Consider the following 15,817-nt stretch of genomic DNA (forward strand, 5'->3'; position numbering starts at 1 on the left):
CTTTCAGTTTATGTTCTGAATGACAACTTTTATATTTATTTTATTACTTTAAAAATCTCGTCCACAATCTCTTTTGCGGCATTTGGCTTGGCAAAATATTTCAGATTTACGGACATTTCTTTTCTTACATTTTCATTTTCGCAGATTTCTGAAAGGGTATTCCAGAATTTTTCCTGCATTTCAGAGTCTTTTACCATTCTGGCCGCATTTTTTTCAACCAGATTCATGGCATTTTTTGTTTGATGATCTTCCGCCGCAAACGGGAAAGGAACCAATAAAACCGGCTTCTGTGCTACCGCCAACTCTGAAATGGCAATCGCACCCGCTCTCGAAACAATCACATCCGCTGCAGAATAAGCTGTTTCCATGTCTTTGATGAATTCCTTTATTTGTATCTGGTTGCTGGTTGCTGGTTGTTGGTTACTTCCATCAACTGTCAACTGAAAACTATCAACAATTTCTTTATAGTCTAACTTTCCGGTTTGCCAGATCAATTGATAACCTTTTTCTTTTAGGTTTTCTAAATTGTCTTTCCAACCGTTGTTTAATGTTCTTGAGCCTAAAGATCCTCCGACAGATAAAATGGTTAATTTATCTTTATCTAGGCCTATTTTTTCTTTTGCCTGGGAAGTTTCCTGCATTCCTGAAACAATGTTATCACGAATCGGATTACCCAAAAACTTTATTTTTTCAGCCGGAAAACCTTCCACTTTTGGATAGGCTGTAAATACGGCTTTTGCTTTTTTACTTAAAATTTTATTCGTTACGCCTGCATGTGCATTCTGCTCTTGAATAAAAATCGGAATTCCCAGCTTACTTGCCTCATATAAAGCAGGTCCGCTCGCAAAACCACCCGTTCCCACCGCAAAATCCGGAGCGAAATTTTTAATGATCTTTTTAGATTTAGATAAACTTTTTAAAATCTTAAAAGGCAAACCTAAATTCGAGAGCATATTTCCTCTGTCGATTCCGGCGATATCAATTCCTTCGATTTTGTAGCCAGCCTGCGGAACCTTTTCCATTTCCATTTTGCCATTGGCTCCGATGAACAAAAACTCTGCATCAGGAAATCTTTTCTTGATTTCGTCTGCAATAGCGATGGCAGGGAAGATATGACCTCCTGTTCCTCCGCCAGATAATAATACTTTTAGTTTTTTGTCCATTTTTATATCAATTTATAATTGATTCTATTCTATTTGATAGGATTTTCATCCTATCCTGATTTAAGTCGTCCCTTCGGGACTCCATATTTTTTTATTTTAAGCAATGTCGTTTATTTCGGCAATGCTTTGTTTTTTGCCCATTCCTTCTTCATCATAAATCTGAATCCTAGAGCTGATATTTAAGATAATTCCTAACTGCAAATATGTTACCAGCATTGAGGTACCTCCGTAACTTATCAATGGCAGCGGTTGCCCTGTAACAGGAATTAAATTGACTGCAACTGCAATATTTACAGAGAGTTGTATGAAAATCATCACACCGAGACTGAGAACGAGCAACGAGCCGAAAAAAGCGGGCATCTTGCTGGCTATCATTACGATACGAATCATCATGATTAAATATAAACTGATCAGAAAAACAGCACCGATTACGCCATATTCTTCTACAATTACCGCGAAAATAAAGTCGGAGGCAGACTGTGGAAGCATTTGTTTTAAAGCACTTTTCCCTGGTCCCATCCCCGTAATTCCCCCGTGAACAATGGCTGCTTTCGCCTGCATTACCTGATAGTTTTTAGCCTTTACACTTTCATCATCTACATCGGCTGTTTTTGCTTTGCTTGATGTAAAAGTTTCGATACGGCTCATCCATGTGTGAACACGGTTTCCGCCGATCATATTGGTATTTAAAGCAATCAGTAAAAAGAAAACAATCGCCACGAATGATGCAGAAATGAATCCTGCAATATATTTCCAGTGCAATTGGCCTATAACCAAAACAACTACGGAAACCATTAAGATCATTAATGCCGTAGAACCGTTATCTTTTGCAACCAAAACGAAAACCAATAAAATAGGTCCGAAAATGTACATAATGTTCTCAATCGGAAGCCGTTCTCTGGTTATCTTTTTAGTTAAATATCTACAGAGATAAATAATCAACATTAAAAAAGCGAACGACGACGGCTGGAAAGAAATTGGCGTTCCCGGAATTTTTAACCATCGGGAAGCACTCGCTCCATCAATGGTTTGCCCTGTAAACATGGTGACTACCAATAAGACGATCATTAAGCCGAGCAAAATACTGCTGAGCTTTCCGATGTATTCGTATTTCACCATTCCTACTACTCTCATGATTCCCAAACCTAAGACTACGAAGAACATATGCTTGATCACGTGACCTGTTGTGGTTCCGTTATTTACAATATATTCCAGATTCGAACTTGCAGAATAAACAGGGAAAATAGAGAAAATGGAGATCACAAGAATGACCATCCAAAGTACTTTATCGCCCTTCAGGAATTCAAATCTGTTTTCTGTATCTTGTTCGTTCATATGTTCTGCTATTGGCTTTTGGCTAATTGCTATTGGCTTTTAAAACCTGCTCTTTAAACTGTCGACCTCTGTCTTCATAGCTTTTGAAAAGATCAAAACTTGCGCAACAAGGAGAAAGTAAAACCGTATCTCCTTTTTTGGACAAAGATTTTGCAATTTCAACCGCTTTTTCCATGCTTGAGGTGTCGTAAATAAACTCTTTTTTGTCTTTAAAGAAATTGATAATTTTCTCATTATCAATTCCTAAACAAACAATTGCTTTTACTTTTTTCTTAACTAAATCCTCAATCTCGGAATAGTCATTTCCTTTATCTAAACCTCCAACAATCCAAACGGTTGGGGTTTTCATGCTTTCTAACGCGTAATAAGTTGCATTCACGTTGGTTGCTTTACTATCGTTGATGTATTTTACGCCATCAACTTCAGAAACAAATTCCAGTCTGTGTTCAACCGCCTGAAAAGTCATTAATGAATTTCTGATGCTTTCATTATTGATTTTCAGAATCTTACCGGCAATTGAAGCCGCTAAGCTGTTCGCAACATTATGATTTCCAATTAATGATAAGTCCTCAATTTTCATGGAGAAATCATCCTGAAGTTTAACTTCTATTTTATCTTCATTTATAAAACCTCCTTCCGCTAAATGTTCTTTTGTTGAAAAAGGAATCATTTTCGCCTTAACTTCTAGCTTTTCAAGGATATTTTTACTCATTTCATCATCTTTATTGTAGATGAAGAAATTATCATTCTCTTGATTTTCAGTGATTCTGAATTTCGCTAAAGCATATTCTTCATAATTGTAATTGTACTGATCGAGATGATCCTGAGACAAATTCAACAATAAAGAAATATAGGGTCTAAAATTCTGAATATCATCTAATTGGAAAGAACTTACTTCCAAAACATAATATTCATGGTTTTCATCGGCCACTTGTTTTGCAAAGCTGTATCCGATGTTTCCGCCTAAACCTACATTCAATCCGTCATTTTTCAGGATATAGTAGATTAAAGACGTGGTGGTTGTTTTTCCGTTGCTTCCTGTGATCGCGATGATTTTCGCATCCGTAAATTCTGAAGCAAACTCAATCTCAGAAGAAAGTCTGATGCCTTTCTCATGAATTTTTTTAATCATTTCCGCTTTTTTCGGAATTCCCGGGCTTTTTACAATCCAGTCTGCATTCAAAATTCTTTCTTCATCGTGGTTCTCTTCCTCAAACTCAATTCCGTTTTCAAGAAGAAACTGCTTATAATTATCCTTAATAGCTCCTTTGTCTGAAAGAAAAACTTCCATACCTTTCTTTTTAGCCAAATAAGCAGCACCACAACCGCTTTCTCCTCCTCCTAGAACAACTATTTTCATACTTTTTTGCTTTATGCCATAAGCTCTAAGCTTTAAGCCAAATGCTTACAGCTTATTGCTTACTGCAGTTTTTTTATCTCATCTTCAGTGTTATCAGACAAACAATTGCCAGAATTACTCCGATAATTATCATTCTGTTTACGATTTTACTTTCGTGGAAACCGTCTTTCTGATAATGATGGTGTAATGGAGACATTTTGAATAGTCTATTATTTTGGGCATATTCCAGCCCGTGTTTTCTTTTTCTATATTTAAAAACAACTACCTGAAGCATTACAGATAGATTTTCAATTAAAAAGATTCCGCATAACACGGGAATCAAGAGTTCTTTTCTCAAAATAACCGCTAAAACAGCAATAACACCACCTAGCATTAAACTTCCTGTATCTCCCATAAAAACCTGTGCAGGATAGGTGTTGTACCAGAAAAATCCGATCACGGCACCTACCATTGCAACGGCGAAAATGGTGGTTTCTCCCATATTTGGCAGGAACATAATATTCAGATAATCTGCAAAAATGATGTTTCCGGACACATAGGCGAATAAGGCCAAAACAAGAAGGATAACAACACTTGTTCCTGCGGCGAGACCATCAATCCCATCTGTAATATTGGCTCCGTTTGATACGGCTGTTACAATGAAAATTACAATCGGAATGAAAACGATCCAAGCCCATTCGTGAGCATCTTTGTCGTTCATCCAGAATAAAATTCCGCTATAATCGAATTCGTTATTTTTTGTAAATGGAACGGTAGAAACAGTGATTTTTTCTGTTGGCATAAAATTCTGTTCAACATTATTTCTGTTCACTACTTTGGCATCTGCATATTTTCTTTTAACCGTAATGTCAGGATGGAAATACATTGTAACTCCGATAATTAACCCTAATCCGACTTGCCCGATGATTTTAAATTTACCACTTAAACCATCTTTATTTTTCTTGATTTTCTTTAAATAATCATCCAGAAAACCAATAGCACCCATCCAAAGCATGGAAACCAATAAAAGAACGATGTAAACATTTGTAATTCTGGTAAATAGCAATACCGGAATGATTGTAGCCAAAATAATGATAAGACCTCCCATTGTAGGAGTTCCTTCTTTTTGTTTTTGACCGTCTAGACCAAGATCACGAACCAATTCGCCCATCTGTTTTGTTCTCAGATAGTTGATGATTCTCTTACCATAAACAAGAGCAATGATCAAAGAAAATAAAACAGCCATCCCTGCTCGGAAAGAAATGTATTTCAACATTCCCAATCCGGGAACGTGGATTCCGTGGGCGGTTAAATATTCGTATAGATAGTATAACATTCTTTTATTTTTTATAAATGATAAATAATTATTGATAAATGATAAAAATCAATTAAGATTGATCAATTATCGATTATAAATTTTTACTTACTCATTAATTTCCAAAGCTCATTAATTGTCTCCTTGTCGTCAAAATGATGTTTTACACCATTAATCTCCTGATATGTTTCGTGCCCTTTTCCGGCTACTAGAACGATATCTTTTGGTTCTGCAAACTTTATCGCCATTTTAATGGCTTCTTTTCTGTCTGGGATTGAAGTGTATTTGCTGAAGTTTTGAGGTTCAACACCCGCTTCAATTTCCTTTATAATAACTGCCGGATCTTCCGTTCTCGGATTGTCTGAAGTGATGATTGCCAACGTCGATTTTTTCGTAGCAATATTCCCCATTTCAGGTCTTTTTGAGTGATCTCTGTCCCCTCCGCATCCGAAAACCGTGATTAACCTTTCGTTTTTTGTTCTGATATCATTAATGCTGTCCAAGATGTTTTCTAAAGCATCTGGAGTATGAGCATAATCTACAATGAAGAAAATTCCGCCATCTGATTTGAAAGTTTCAAATCTTCCGGAAACTCTTTTTAACTGACTGATCGCCTGCAAAATTTCATCCTGTTCAAAACCAAGTTCAGAAGCAATTCCAAAAACCAATAGTAAATTGTACACATTGAATTTTCCAGTCAATGTCGTCCAGAATTCTTTTCCGTTGAAATTCAGCAACATTCCGTTGAAATCAACTTCCAGAGATTTTCCGTGGTAATCTGCCATTGTTTTCAAAGCATAAGAACTTTTTGTAGCCTTTGTGTTTTGAAGCATGACGTTTCCATTTTTATCATCAACGTTGGTGATGGCTATGGCTGTATCTTCCAACTGATCAAAAAACCTTTTTTTCGTTTTTAGATATTCATCAAAAGTTTTATGATAATCTAAATGATCGTGCGTTAAATTCGTGAAACCAGCTACTTTAAAATGAAGTCCTTCAATTCTGTTTTGGGCAATCCCGTGAGAACTCACTTCCATGAAAGCAAATTCGCAACCTTCCTCAACCGCCTGAGCTAAGATTTTATTAATGGTAATTACATCCGGAGTCGTATGCGTAGCTGGAATTACCTGATCTCCAATTCTGATTTCAACCGTAGAAAGTAAAGCAGAATCGTAACCTAAGTTTTTAAACACATCAAAAAGCAGGGTAGAAACAGAAGTTTTTCCATTGGTTCCTGTAACTCCGATTAATTTTAATTTTTCAGAAGGATTTCCGAAAAAATTAGAAGCTAAATGTCCTAAAGTTTTAGATGAATCTTTTACTTTAACGTAAGTCACATTTTCATCCAGATTTTCAGGAAATTCTTCGCAAACAATTGTTGTTGCTCCTTTTTCAACCGAAGATGCAATAAATGAATGTCCATCCACAACCGTTCCTCTCATTGCGATGTACAAAGAGTTTTCCGTAACCTTTCTACTGTCGAAAACCAATTCGGAAACCTCACGAGTGTCGTCACCGTGAATTTCCAACACTGGAATTCTTTTTAATAATTCATTTAACTGCATTTCTTTGATGCTTTATATTTTTAATTCTTTCCTTCTTATTTTATAAGTGCATAAGTTTCACTTACGGCTATTGATATTGAACCCTTCGGGTTCGTTATTTCTTCTTTATTAATAGGATTTTCATCCTATTCTTATTTAAATCGTCCTTTCAGGACTCTTTTAATTCTGCAGAGACAAATAAATTCTCTGGTTTTTACTGATCGTTGTGCCTTCCAACGGGAACTGTTCTGTAATTCTTCCCACTCCTTTGAAGTCTACACGATATCCTAAATTTTCCAGTTGTGGGATCACGTTTTTACCGATTAATCCGACTACACTTGGCATTTGTTTATTGTTAACTGCTATTTTTACATTAGGTTCCACCATTTTGCTAAGGTTTACCTTTTTGTCGACAAGCATTTCTTTTTCAATGTTTTGTGGCGTTTTTAAGAACGTTTTTCCTGCAATTTCTTTAAACACTGGCGCGGAAACGGTTCCTCCGTAAAATCCTTTAGAAGTATTCGGCTCGCTGATCATGACATAGCACGTATATTTCGGATTATCAGCCGGATAGAAGCCTGCAAATGATGCACGATACTTCATCGGACCAGGCAACCAATATTCAAATCTTGCCGTTCCTGTTTTCCCTGCCATCTTTAAATTTGGTGTGAAAATGCTTCGTCCTGTTCCTTTTTCCACGGCTTTTGTTAAAGCATTGGTCATCATTTTAATTGCTTTTTCAGATGCCATTCTGTTAACCATCACTTCCGGTTTAGCCTGATACATTACTTTGCCATCTTTCATGATTTTATCGATGAATAAAGGCTTCAGCATTTTACCATTATTAGCAACTCCGTTATAGAAAGTTGCTAGTTGTAATAAATTGATGTTTGATGAATATCCGTAAGCAATTGACGCTAATGTGGCAGCATTCCATCTTTTATTTTGTGGAGTTACGATCTTCGGTTTGGTAATTCCTGGAAGCTCGATCTCCATTTTATCAAATAATTTCCAGCGTTTCAGATGATCTAGAAAAATCTGAGGTTTTTCGGCGTAATATTTTGTAATCAGTTTGGCTGTTCCTACGTTGCTGGATTTTGCCAAAACATCACTGATGTCATATGTTCCTCCGCCGTGGCCGTCTGAAATTCTTTGTTTTGCATAGACCCAAACGCCGTTTCCTACATTTACGGTTGTATTTTCATCAATAAAACCATCATCCATCGCTGCTAACAGCGAAATTGTTTTAAAAGTGGAACCCGGTTCAATATTATCTTTTAAAGCGTAATTATAAGAATCGACATAATTTCCGTCTTCATCTCTTCTTAAATTAACCAAAGCGCGAACTTTCCCGGTTTCAACTTCCATCACCACCACGGTGCCGTGTTTTGCTTCGAAATTAATCAGCTGCTTCTGCAAAGCGGAATGTGCAATGTCTTGAATTCTAAGATCTAAAGTGGTGTAAACATCTTCGCCATCCACAGGTTCCTGAACTTTCCAGAAATCAATCGGCTTCCATTGAGAAGAGTTGATTCTTTGTTCTAATCTTTTCCCATCAGTTCCTCTTAAATATTTAGAAAAAGCACCTTCAAGACCTGCGGTATGTTCGCCATCATCCATTCCGATGGTTCCGGCTCCTATTTCGGAAGTTGCCAGTTCTCGCTTGTAGTTTCTGTCAACTATAAAACCACCTTTATTTTTACCTTTATTAAAAATCGGGAAATTTCTGATTCTGTCGTACTGATCAAAATCCAGCCCTTTCACCAAGGTATAATATTGATTTTTCTTTTTTCTTTGCTCGTCGAATTTTTTTCTGAATTCAATTTTAGACTTTCCGAACATTTTGCTTAAAGAATCCGTTAAAGCGCCAACATTATTCGTATAAATCGTGTCTTTCATTGTTTTGAAATCCAGATAAATATCATAACGCATCACCGTTGTTGCCAGAATAGATCCGTCTGAAGCAAATAAATTCCCACGTGCTGCTTTTAAAGTTGCTTCACGGTAATTTTTATTAATGTAATCGTCTTTAATTTCCTGAACATTGGTGTTTTGCAAGATGACGATTCTCGCAAGGAACATGACAAATACGCACAAAGCTACCACTGCGAAGAGGTAGCCCCACCTTAAGGTATTTTTACGCTTGTTATCGTATTCACTTGGCTTTTGCATCTGTACTGTCCAGTTTTATGAGCAATTTATGAGGATGGTTTTCCAAGGTCATCAAAGAATCCTTTGCAACCTCTTTCCCCAGCTCCGATTCCATTTTTACTTTTATCAGCTTACTTTGTGCGTAAGCGTTTCTCGATTTATATTCTTCTGTTTCTTCTTTTAATGTATTTACGATCTTGATCTTTTTATTCACCAAATGGTTGGTGTAGATCATCGCCATCATCAGCACAAACAACAATAAAAAATACTTGTAATGTACTTTTATCTCATCACGATTCAGGAAATTACCTTTTATAATGTCTATAAAAGTTAATTTCTTCTGAGGACGATTTGTTGTTGCTCTTTTTGCCACAGACTTTGTCTGATTTATTATTATTTAATTGTAGTTTTTATAACCACCCCGTCAAAAATTCTTTGAATTTTTGCCACCCCTCCAAAGGAGGGGAATTTGTGGAGGGAAAATTTATCCTACCTTAATTCCTGTTCTCATTTTTGCACTTCTGGCTCTGGAGTTTTCTTCGATTTCCTTATCATCAGGGATAATCGCTTTGCTCTTTACCAGCTCGAATGCTTTTTTATAATTTCCGTAAATGTCTCTTTCGGGCTCGCCTTCAAACATTCCGTTTTTCAAAAATCTTTTTACCAATCTGTCTTCCAACGAGTGGTAAGAAATGACAACCAGTCTTCCTTCCGGTTTTAAAACATTGTAAGCCTGAACCAGCATTTCTTTTAAAACTTCCAATTCTTGGTTCACTTCAATTCTAATTGCCTGAAACAATTGAGCATAAAATTTATTCACTTTATGCGGCGGAAGGTAGCTGAATAGTTTTTTCAGATCTTCCGTTGTTTCGATACTTTTCGTTTTTCTATGATGAACGATGTCTCGCGCCAACTTTCTTGCTTCTCTCAATTCACCGTAATAGTAAAAAATATCGGCAAGCTGCTCTTCATCGTAATCGTTGATTACTCTTTTAGCATCCAATCCCTGCATTACATTCATTCTCATATCCAGCGGAGCATTGCTTCTTGTGGAGAAACCTCTGTCGGCCTCATCAAACTGGTGAGAAGATACACCAAGATCTGCCAAAACTCCGTCTACCTGAGGAACTCCGTACATAAGTAAAGAGTTTTCCAGAAATCTGAAATTCTGATTGATTAATGTAAATCTCGGATCATCAATTGTATTTTTAAGAGCGTCTAAATCCTGGTCAAAGCTGAACAATCTTCCTTTATCAGAAAGTCTGCTCAGGATCTCTCTTGAATGGCCACCACCACCAAAAGTACAGTCCACGTATGTTCCGTCTGGATTCGTCACCAAATCATCAACACTTTGCTTCAACAAAACGGGGTTATGATACATGTCTAATTGTGTTTTTTAACGCTTTTCAATCGCGTGGTTATTCTTCCTCGAATGAGCCCATTACATCTTCGGCGAGGCTTGCAAAATCTATCTCATCGGTAGAAATTACTTTCTCGTACGCTTCTTTATCCCAAATTTCAAATAATTCTCCTGCGCTGGTAATCACAATATCTTTCTGAAGATGTGCGAAAGCCATAAGGTCTTTTGAAATCTGTAATCTTCCCGCATTATCCAACTCTACAGTTTTTACGCCTGCCGTAAACATTCTAATGAAATCAGCATTCTTTTTAATGAATCTGTTCAGTTTATTAATTTTGCCCATCATTTTATCCCAGGCATTCATGGGATAAACCTCCAGGCAAGGTTGGAACACAGATCTCTTGACTACAAACGCCTTGTCGTCGAAGTTTTCCATCTGATTAATTAGAGATGAAGGAACTTTTAGGCGGCCTTTGTCGTCAATTTTACACTCATATGTCCCAATGAAACTTTTCATTTGGAGCAAATTTATATAATAATTTCCAAAATTTCCCACTTTTTCCCACTTTTTCCCTTAATGTTAATAAGTTTTATTAAAGATTTAAGGTAAACGCTGTAATCTATTGATATTTTGAGGGTTGTTGAAAGTATTATTCAAGCCATATGAAAGAGATTTTCAAAAAAAAAGTTAAAAAGCAGATTATTATATTATTTTTATTTTAAATTAGGGTAATCAAAATATTTTTGAGGTTTAATTTGTATTTTTGCAAGGCTTTATTACAGGCATTATATGATATTTAGTACAAAAAAAGAAAAGAAATATACTTTTGTTGAGGCGGGAGAAGGACATCCATTGGTGCTGCTGCACGGGTTAATGGGTGGTTTGAGTAATTTCGATAAGATGGTAGATTTTTTTTCAGACCGAGGTTTCAAAGTATATGTTCCTCAGTTGCCGATCTACGATTTGCCGGTACTCAATACGAATCTTACGACGATAGCGAAATATATTATCAAGTTTATAGAGAGCCACATCAACGGGCCGGTTACCATTGTAGGAAATTCTATGGGAGGTCATGTTGGGCTAATTTTAACATTGGCAAGACCGGATTTGGTTAAAAATTTGGTGCTTACAGGGAGTTCTGGTTTATACGAAAGAACTTTCGGAGATAGTTTTCCGAGAAAGAATGACCGTTCGTATATCAGAAAAAAGACGGAAGAAGTTTTTTATGATCCTGCGGTAGCGACTGAAGATTTGGTAGATGAAGTTTTCGGCGTGGTAAACGACAGAATGAAGGGAATTAAAACCGTCATGTTAGCCAGAAGCGCCATCAAACACAATATGCTGAATGATTTGCCTAAAATTACGACGCCGACGTGTCTGATTTGGGGAAAACAGGATAATGTAACACCTCCTGAGGTTGCGGAAGACATGCACAAATTTATTCCGAATTCGGATCTGTTCTGGATTGATAAATGCGGGCATGCGGCGATGATGGAAAAACCAGATGAATTCAACGAAATTCTCTACAACTGGGTAAAAGATAAAGTTTAAAATTAAAATATAAATGACCATTAAGAGCTTTTCTTAATGGTTTATTTTTCTAAAAAATAGTCAAATGGTTATTAAAACAGCAACGTTTGTAAAGAGCAGCGGAAAATGGCAGGATTGCCCGGACCCGAATCTTCCGGAATACGCATTTATCGGAAGGTCTAATGTGGGAAAATCATCGCTGATCAATGCAATGATGAATCATAAAGATCTGGCCAAAACTTCCGGAACGCCTGGAAAAACTCAGCTTATTAATCATTTTTTAGTGAATGAGACCTGGTATCTTACTGATTTACCAGGATACGGATATGCAAAGGTTTCAAAATCTATCAGAAAAGATTTCGAAAAACTGATTACCAATTATATTCTGAACAGAAGAAATCTGGTGAATCTTTTTGTACTGGTAGATTCGAGACATAAGCCACAAACCATCGATCTGGAGTTTATCCAATGGTGTGGAGAAAGTGGAGTACCGTTTTCTATCGTGTTTACAAAAGCAGACAAGCTGAAACCGAATGTGGTTATTAAGAATGTTGAGGATTATAAAGCTGAACTTCATAAAACCTGGGAAGATCTTCCGGAATTGTATGTGACTTCTGCTGAGAAAAAAGAAGGCGGCGATAAAATTCTTGATTTTATTCAGAAAACGAATGAGTTTTTAATCAATAATAATGTAAGCTTTGATGATGAGTAATATTGTCTGGAAGATCAAAACTTTTGACGAATTTACGGTTCCTGAATTATACAATGTTTTAAAAGCCAGAATTGATGTTTTTGTGATCGAGCAAAATTGTCCTTATCCAGATTTGGATAATTATGATCAGAAAGCCATTCATATTTGGGCGGAGGAAGATGGTGAAATTTTAGCGAATTGCAGAATTTTCGATAAAGGGATAAAATATCCTGAGGCTTCAATCGGAAGAGTTTTAACAACCGAAAAAGCAAGAGGAAAAAAACTTGGAAAGCTTTTGATACAATATGCTGTTGAAACGATTGAAAACCGTTTTCATACTTCGGAAATCAGGATTTCTGCACAGGATTATCTGTTGAGATTTTACGGAGACTTCGGTTTTGAAGATACCGGAAAAAAATATTTAGAAGATAACATTCCTCACACGGAAATGTTGAGAAAATAAAAAAACGCGAGGAGAAATCTTCGCGTTTTTTGGTAATGTATATGGAGTGTTTTTTTATGGTTTTTAGTTTTAATAATAATTAATTGCAGCTTGAGCAATACGCTCTTTCAACATATTCTTTACTATTTCCTGCGTAATAATAACAGCCGCCTCTTGGTCCGACATATAATTGATGTCCGTTATAAGTGCATCCTTTGCTACTGCTTTTAGAATATGATTTTGATGATCTGCTTTTCTTCGATTTCTTCGTTTTTTTCTTTGGCTTTTTTGTGTAATATTCTGTTGCTGAAGTTGTACTTTTTTCAGCCGCCGAAAAAGTAGTTGGTAATAATAATCCTAAACCTAAAAGGCTTGTAAATAGTAATTTTTTCATGGTTATTAGTTTTTTAAATATAATTTTCTAGTGTTTTATGGAGTTGCTCTCTGTAGTTATAGATTTCATCAAGACCATTCAATAAAAACTTTTCTCCGGCATCTTTACCATTGTGAAAGGTCTCAAGATATTTATTCGCAGTATTAAAATGAAGCCTGCAAATTGGTTTTCTGTTATTGTCATCCAACAGAATTCCGAAATAAGAAAGAGTGTCTCTATAAGCAATTCTTGATGCCGGAATTTTCTCTCTTACAATAGCTTTTACAATTTGAAATCCTTCCAATTCTTCTTCGGTTGTTACAATTTTCGAATCATTATTTTCATCAATAGGTGCGGCTGTTTTTATCTCATCTTCTTGCTTTTCAATTTGTTCATTAATGCTCAACGCAGATTTTAATCTGAAACTTATTGACTCATTGATGGAAGTAGCTAAAGCTTTCTTTGCATATTCCTTAAAAGAAACCATTCTATAGGCAGTTAAAGGTTTTTCAAAGAATCGATTAACCAACAATTTTACCAATTCATCAGAAGGGTTTTCTATTTCCTTTTCAAATTCTTTTCGGATGGCTTTTATGTATTTCAGTGCTTCGGCAGAATCCAGAATGCTGTTGAGATTATAATCTTTTTTAGTAAAGCTTTCCAGAATTTTAATAGAACTATCCTTTAAATCTTCAATATTAATGGTGAAAAATGGTTTTTCATCCATAATATTCGGTTTTTCAAGATCTGTGTAAAAATTATAAATAATCCCGTTGGTTAAAACTCCAAATCTTGTTTTTGAAACATGATAATATCTGTGAAGCTGTGAATTATGAGCATCTGCGCTTTCTTTCCAATGTTTACATTCGATAATAAAAATAGGCTCGTCATTATTTTTGATGACATAATCTACTTTCTCACCTTTTTTTGTTCCGATGTCGCAAACGTGCTCGGGAACAACTTCTGTCGGATTGAAAATGTCATAACCCAAAATTTGAATGAAAGGCATTACAAAAGCATTTTTTGTAGCTTCTTCTGTACTGATCTGGTCTTTCAAGCCAACCACTTTTTGGTGTAATTGCTCAAGTTTTATTTTAAGATCCATGGTTATTAGTTTTTTAATTTTAGTCTATAATTTCGGAATCTTTCGGAGAATCTAAGTTATAATAAGTAAACTCATCATCTCCTGAGTACCATTTATATTGTATTTGTTTAAATCTTAGTAAGGAAAGTGCTTCGTGAAGCATTGATTGAGTATCCTGAATATTTTTGTTGGAAGCAAATATTCCTCCGGTAAGTTGAAGTGTTTTGTTAGAAGAATTTAAAATCTTAACATCTATATCATTTTCCCAAAGTTTATCTTTTATAAGTTTATAATAAATCATTCTTAATTTTGGAAGTACTTTTATTTGAGAGTTAATTACTTTTTTTTCAAGTTTTTTAGCCAGCTCTTGTTCTTCTGGTTTATCACTTTCTTTACCTTCTTTAATAATAGATGAATAAAATTTATAAAGAGCAAGAACTATTGTAATTCCATCCATGGAAGAAACATTTTTGGATAAATCTAAATCCTTTTCTAAACTTTCAATTTCTTTGTTTAATCTAACGTTCAAGTCAAGTTTCTTTTCTTCATTTTTAATAGAATCTTTTAAAAATGAATCCTTTTCATTGGTGACATTTGGTTTTGTACATCTTATGAGAGATAAAAAAGAGAAACTCACAAGAATTAAAATTTTAAAAAAAATTAGATTGCTCTTAATGGTTATCTTATTCATTGGTTTGTTTTTAACAGGTCAAAAATAGAACGATAAAAAAAGTATTCCTTACGTGAAACCGTAAAAACAAAAAACCTTTCAAAAATATTGAAAGGCTGTATGCAGGTTTTTAATTAAGAATTTAAATAATCCCCAAATCTTTACAAAAAGCAATCAATTGCTCATTGCTGGTGACTTCCAGGTCCTCTTTTAAGCTGTTTAATCTTTTTTCAACACTGCTTAAACTGTTAGGCCTAATGTTATTCGCTTTAAGGTAAACAGGAATATTTTTAAGCAAAACACCCTGCGAAAGGAGAGAAACCAAAGTAATATCATACTCTGTAAACTCGTAGCTGTTGACTTTTTTCACATCCTGTTTAAGATCAAGAGAAAGGTAAGTTTCATTTACATACACGGAAGCGATTGCCTTTTTCAAATCCTTAGAATCATTTCGGGCTTTTCTTACATAGCCATTGATTTTAGTTTCATTGAACAAAGAATCGATAACACCAGATTTATGTTCCGCAGAAAAAACGATTACTTTCAATTCTGGTTGAAGCTTTCGAACCTCTTCCACCAATTCTTTTCCGTCTTTGATATTTTGCGGATAATGATCTTCCTCATAATATAGATCGGTGATCAGCAGATCGTAAGGCTCATTTTCACGAATTGATTTTTGAACCTTTGCTAATGCATCATCACAATAATATACATGATCTACGGTCGGAATATTCAGCACCTCTAATGTTTTTTGTACTGAAATACTGATGCTTTCGTGGTCTTCGGCTATTAAAATTTTTTTGAACATTTTTGGTCTTT

16 protein-coding genes are annotated in these 15,817 nt (G+C 35.4%); 3 read left to right on the top strand and 13 right to left on the bottom strand.

The window, feature by feature from the left end; all coding sequences use genetic code 11:
- Nucleotides 1–35: 35 nt before the first annotated feature.
- The 9 genes from murG to mraZ all read right to left on the bottom strand — a co-directional run bounded on the left by murG (nucleotide 36) and on the right by mraZ (nucleotide 10,724).
- Nucleotides 36–1,163: an undecaprenyldiphospho-muramoylpentapeptide beta-N-acetylglucosaminyltransferase gene (murG, locus tag ABEG63_RS05610; protein WP_346583611.1), complete on the bottom strand. Its 1,128-nt coding sequence runs from the start codon at nucleotides 1,161–1,163 to the stop codon at nucleotides 36–38.
- A gap of 96 nt (nucleotides 1,164–1,259) precedes the next feature.
- The gene (locus ABEG63_RS05615) at nucleotides 1,260–2,498 is read right to left on the bottom strand and encodes an FtsW/RodA/SpoVE family cell cycle protein (protein ID WP_346583615.1); all 1,239 of its coding nucleotides are present in this window, start codon (nucleotides 2,496–2,498) and stop codon (nucleotides 1,260–1,262) included.
- Nucleotides 2,499–2,520: 22 nt separating this feature from the next.
- A complete protein-coding gene (gene murD / locus ABEG63_RS05620) occupies nucleotides 2,521–3,858 on the bottom strand; it encodes a UDP-N-acetylmuramoyl-L-alanine--D-glutamate ligase (protein ID WP_346583618.1) in 1,338 nt (445 codons plus the stop codon).
- Nucleotides 3,859–3,931: 73 nt separating this feature from the next.
- A complete protein-coding gene (mraY, locus tag ABEG63_RS05625) occupies nucleotides 3,932–5,173 on the bottom strand; it encodes a phospho-N-acetylmuramoyl-pentapeptide-transferase (protein WP_267403763.1) in 1,242 nt (413 codons plus the stop codon).
- Between the two features lie 83 nt (nucleotides 5,174–5,256).
- The gene (locus ABEG63_RS05630; RefSeq protein ID WP_346583620.1) at nucleotides 5,257–6,717 is read right to left on the bottom strand and encodes a UDP-N-acetylmuramoyl-L-alanyl-D-glutamate--2,6-diaminopimelate ligase; all 1,461 of its coding nucleotides are present in this window, start codon (nucleotides 6,715–6,717) and stop codon (nucleotides 5,257–5,259) included.
- A gap of 159 nt (nucleotides 6,718–6,876) precedes the next feature.
- Nucleotides 6,877–8,868: a penicillin-binding transpeptidase domain-containing protein gene (locus tag ABEG63_RS05635; RefSeq protein ID WP_267403768.1), complete on the bottom strand. Its 1,992-nt coding sequence runs from the start codon at nucleotides 8,866–8,868 to the stop codon at nucleotides 6,877–6,879.
- Nucleotides 8,852–9,220, bottom strand: a complete 369-nt coding sequence (locus ABEG63_RS05640; RefSeq protein ID WP_267403770.1) for an FtsL-like putative cell division protein — start codon at nucleotides 9,218–9,220, stop codon at nucleotides 8,852–8,854. Before ABEG63_RS05640 ends, ABEG63_RS05635 begins: the two co-directional genes overlap by 17 nt.
- Before the next feature lie 111 nt (nucleotides 9,221–9,331).
- Nucleotides 9,332–10,228: a 16S rRNA (cytosine(1402)-N(4))-methyltransferase RsmH gene (gene rsmH / locus ABEG63_RS05645; RefSeq protein WP_346583622.1), complete on the bottom strand. Its 897-nt coding sequence runs from the start codon at nucleotides 10,226–10,228 to the stop codon at nucleotides 9,332–9,334.
- A gap of 37 nt (nucleotides 10,229–10,265) precedes the next feature.
- A complete protein-coding gene (gene mraZ / locus ABEG63_RS05650; protein ID WP_267403774.1) occupies nucleotides 10,266–10,724 on the bottom strand; it encodes a division/cell wall cluster transcriptional repressor MraZ in 459 nt (152 codons plus the stop codon).
- 273 nt (nucleotides 10,725–10,997) lie between these two features.
- On the opposite strand from mraZ, the gene ABEG63_RS05655 reads away from it, so the two are divergent.
- The 3 genes from ABEG63_RS05655 to ABEG63_RS05665 all read left to right on the top strand — a co-directional run bounded on the left by ABEG63_RS05655 (nucleotide 10,998) and on the right by ABEG63_RS05665 (nucleotide 12,892).
- Nucleotides 10,998–11,759: an alpha/beta hydrolase gene (locus ABEG63_RS05655; protein WP_267403776.1), complete on the top strand. Its 762-nt coding sequence runs from the start codon at nucleotides 10,998–11,000 to the stop codon at nucleotides 11,757–11,759.
- A 64-nt stretch (nucleotides 11,760–11,823) separates the two neighbouring features.
- Nucleotides 11,824–12,450, top strand: a complete 627-nt coding sequence (gene yihA / locus ABEG63_RS05660) for a ribosome biogenesis GTP-binding protein YihA/YsxC (RefSeq protein WP_312389813.1) — start codon at nucleotides 11,824–11,826, stop codon at nucleotides 12,448–12,450.
- On the top strand, nucleotides 12,443–12,892 hold the full coding sequence (locus ABEG63_RS05665) for a GNAT family N-acetyltransferase (protein ID WP_312389837.1): 450 nt from the start codon (nucleotides 12,443–12,445) through the stop codon (nucleotides 12,890–12,892). The genes yihA and ABEG63_RS05665 overlap by 8 nt, the downstream gene beginning before the upstream one ends.
- Before the next feature lie 79 nt (nucleotides 12,893–12,971).
- Here the strand turns inward: ABEG63_RS05665 and ABEG63_RS05670 are convergent, their stop codons facing one another.
- From ABEG63_RS05670 to ABEG63_RS05685, 4 genes are all read right to left on the bottom strand, one after another.
- Entirely contained in the window at nucleotides 12,972–13,265 is a 294-nt protein-coding gene (locus ABEG63_RS05670) for a hypothetical protein (RefSeq protein ID WP_346583626.1), read from the bottom strand.
- Nucleotides 13,266–13,278: 13 nt separating this feature from the next.
- A complete protein-coding gene (locus ABEG63_RS05675; protein ID WP_346583628.1) occupies nucleotides 13,279–14,349 on the bottom strand; it encodes a type I restriction endonuclease in 1,071 nt (356 codons plus the stop codon).
- A gap of 19 nt (nucleotides 14,350–14,368) precedes the next feature.
- The gene (locus tag ABEG63_RS05680; RefSeq protein ID WP_346583630.1) at nucleotides 14,369–15,019 is read right to left on the bottom strand and encodes a hypothetical protein; all 651 of its coding nucleotides are present in this window, start codon (nucleotides 15,017–15,019) and stop codon (nucleotides 14,369–14,371) included.
- Between the two features lie 121 nt (nucleotides 15,020–15,140).
- Entirely contained in the window at nucleotides 15,141–15,806 is a 666-nt protein-coding gene (locus ABEG63_RS05685; protein ID WP_346583634.1) for a response regulator, read from the bottom strand.
- Between the last annotated feature and the right edge of the window lie 11 nt (nucleotides 15,807–15,817).

Origin of the sequence: Chryseobacterium sp. C39-AII1 (genome assembly GCF_039672645.1) — a bacterium.
Taxonomy (GTDB): domain Bacteria; phylum Bacteroidota; class Bacteroidia; order Flavobacteriales; family Weeksellaceae; genus Chryseobacterium.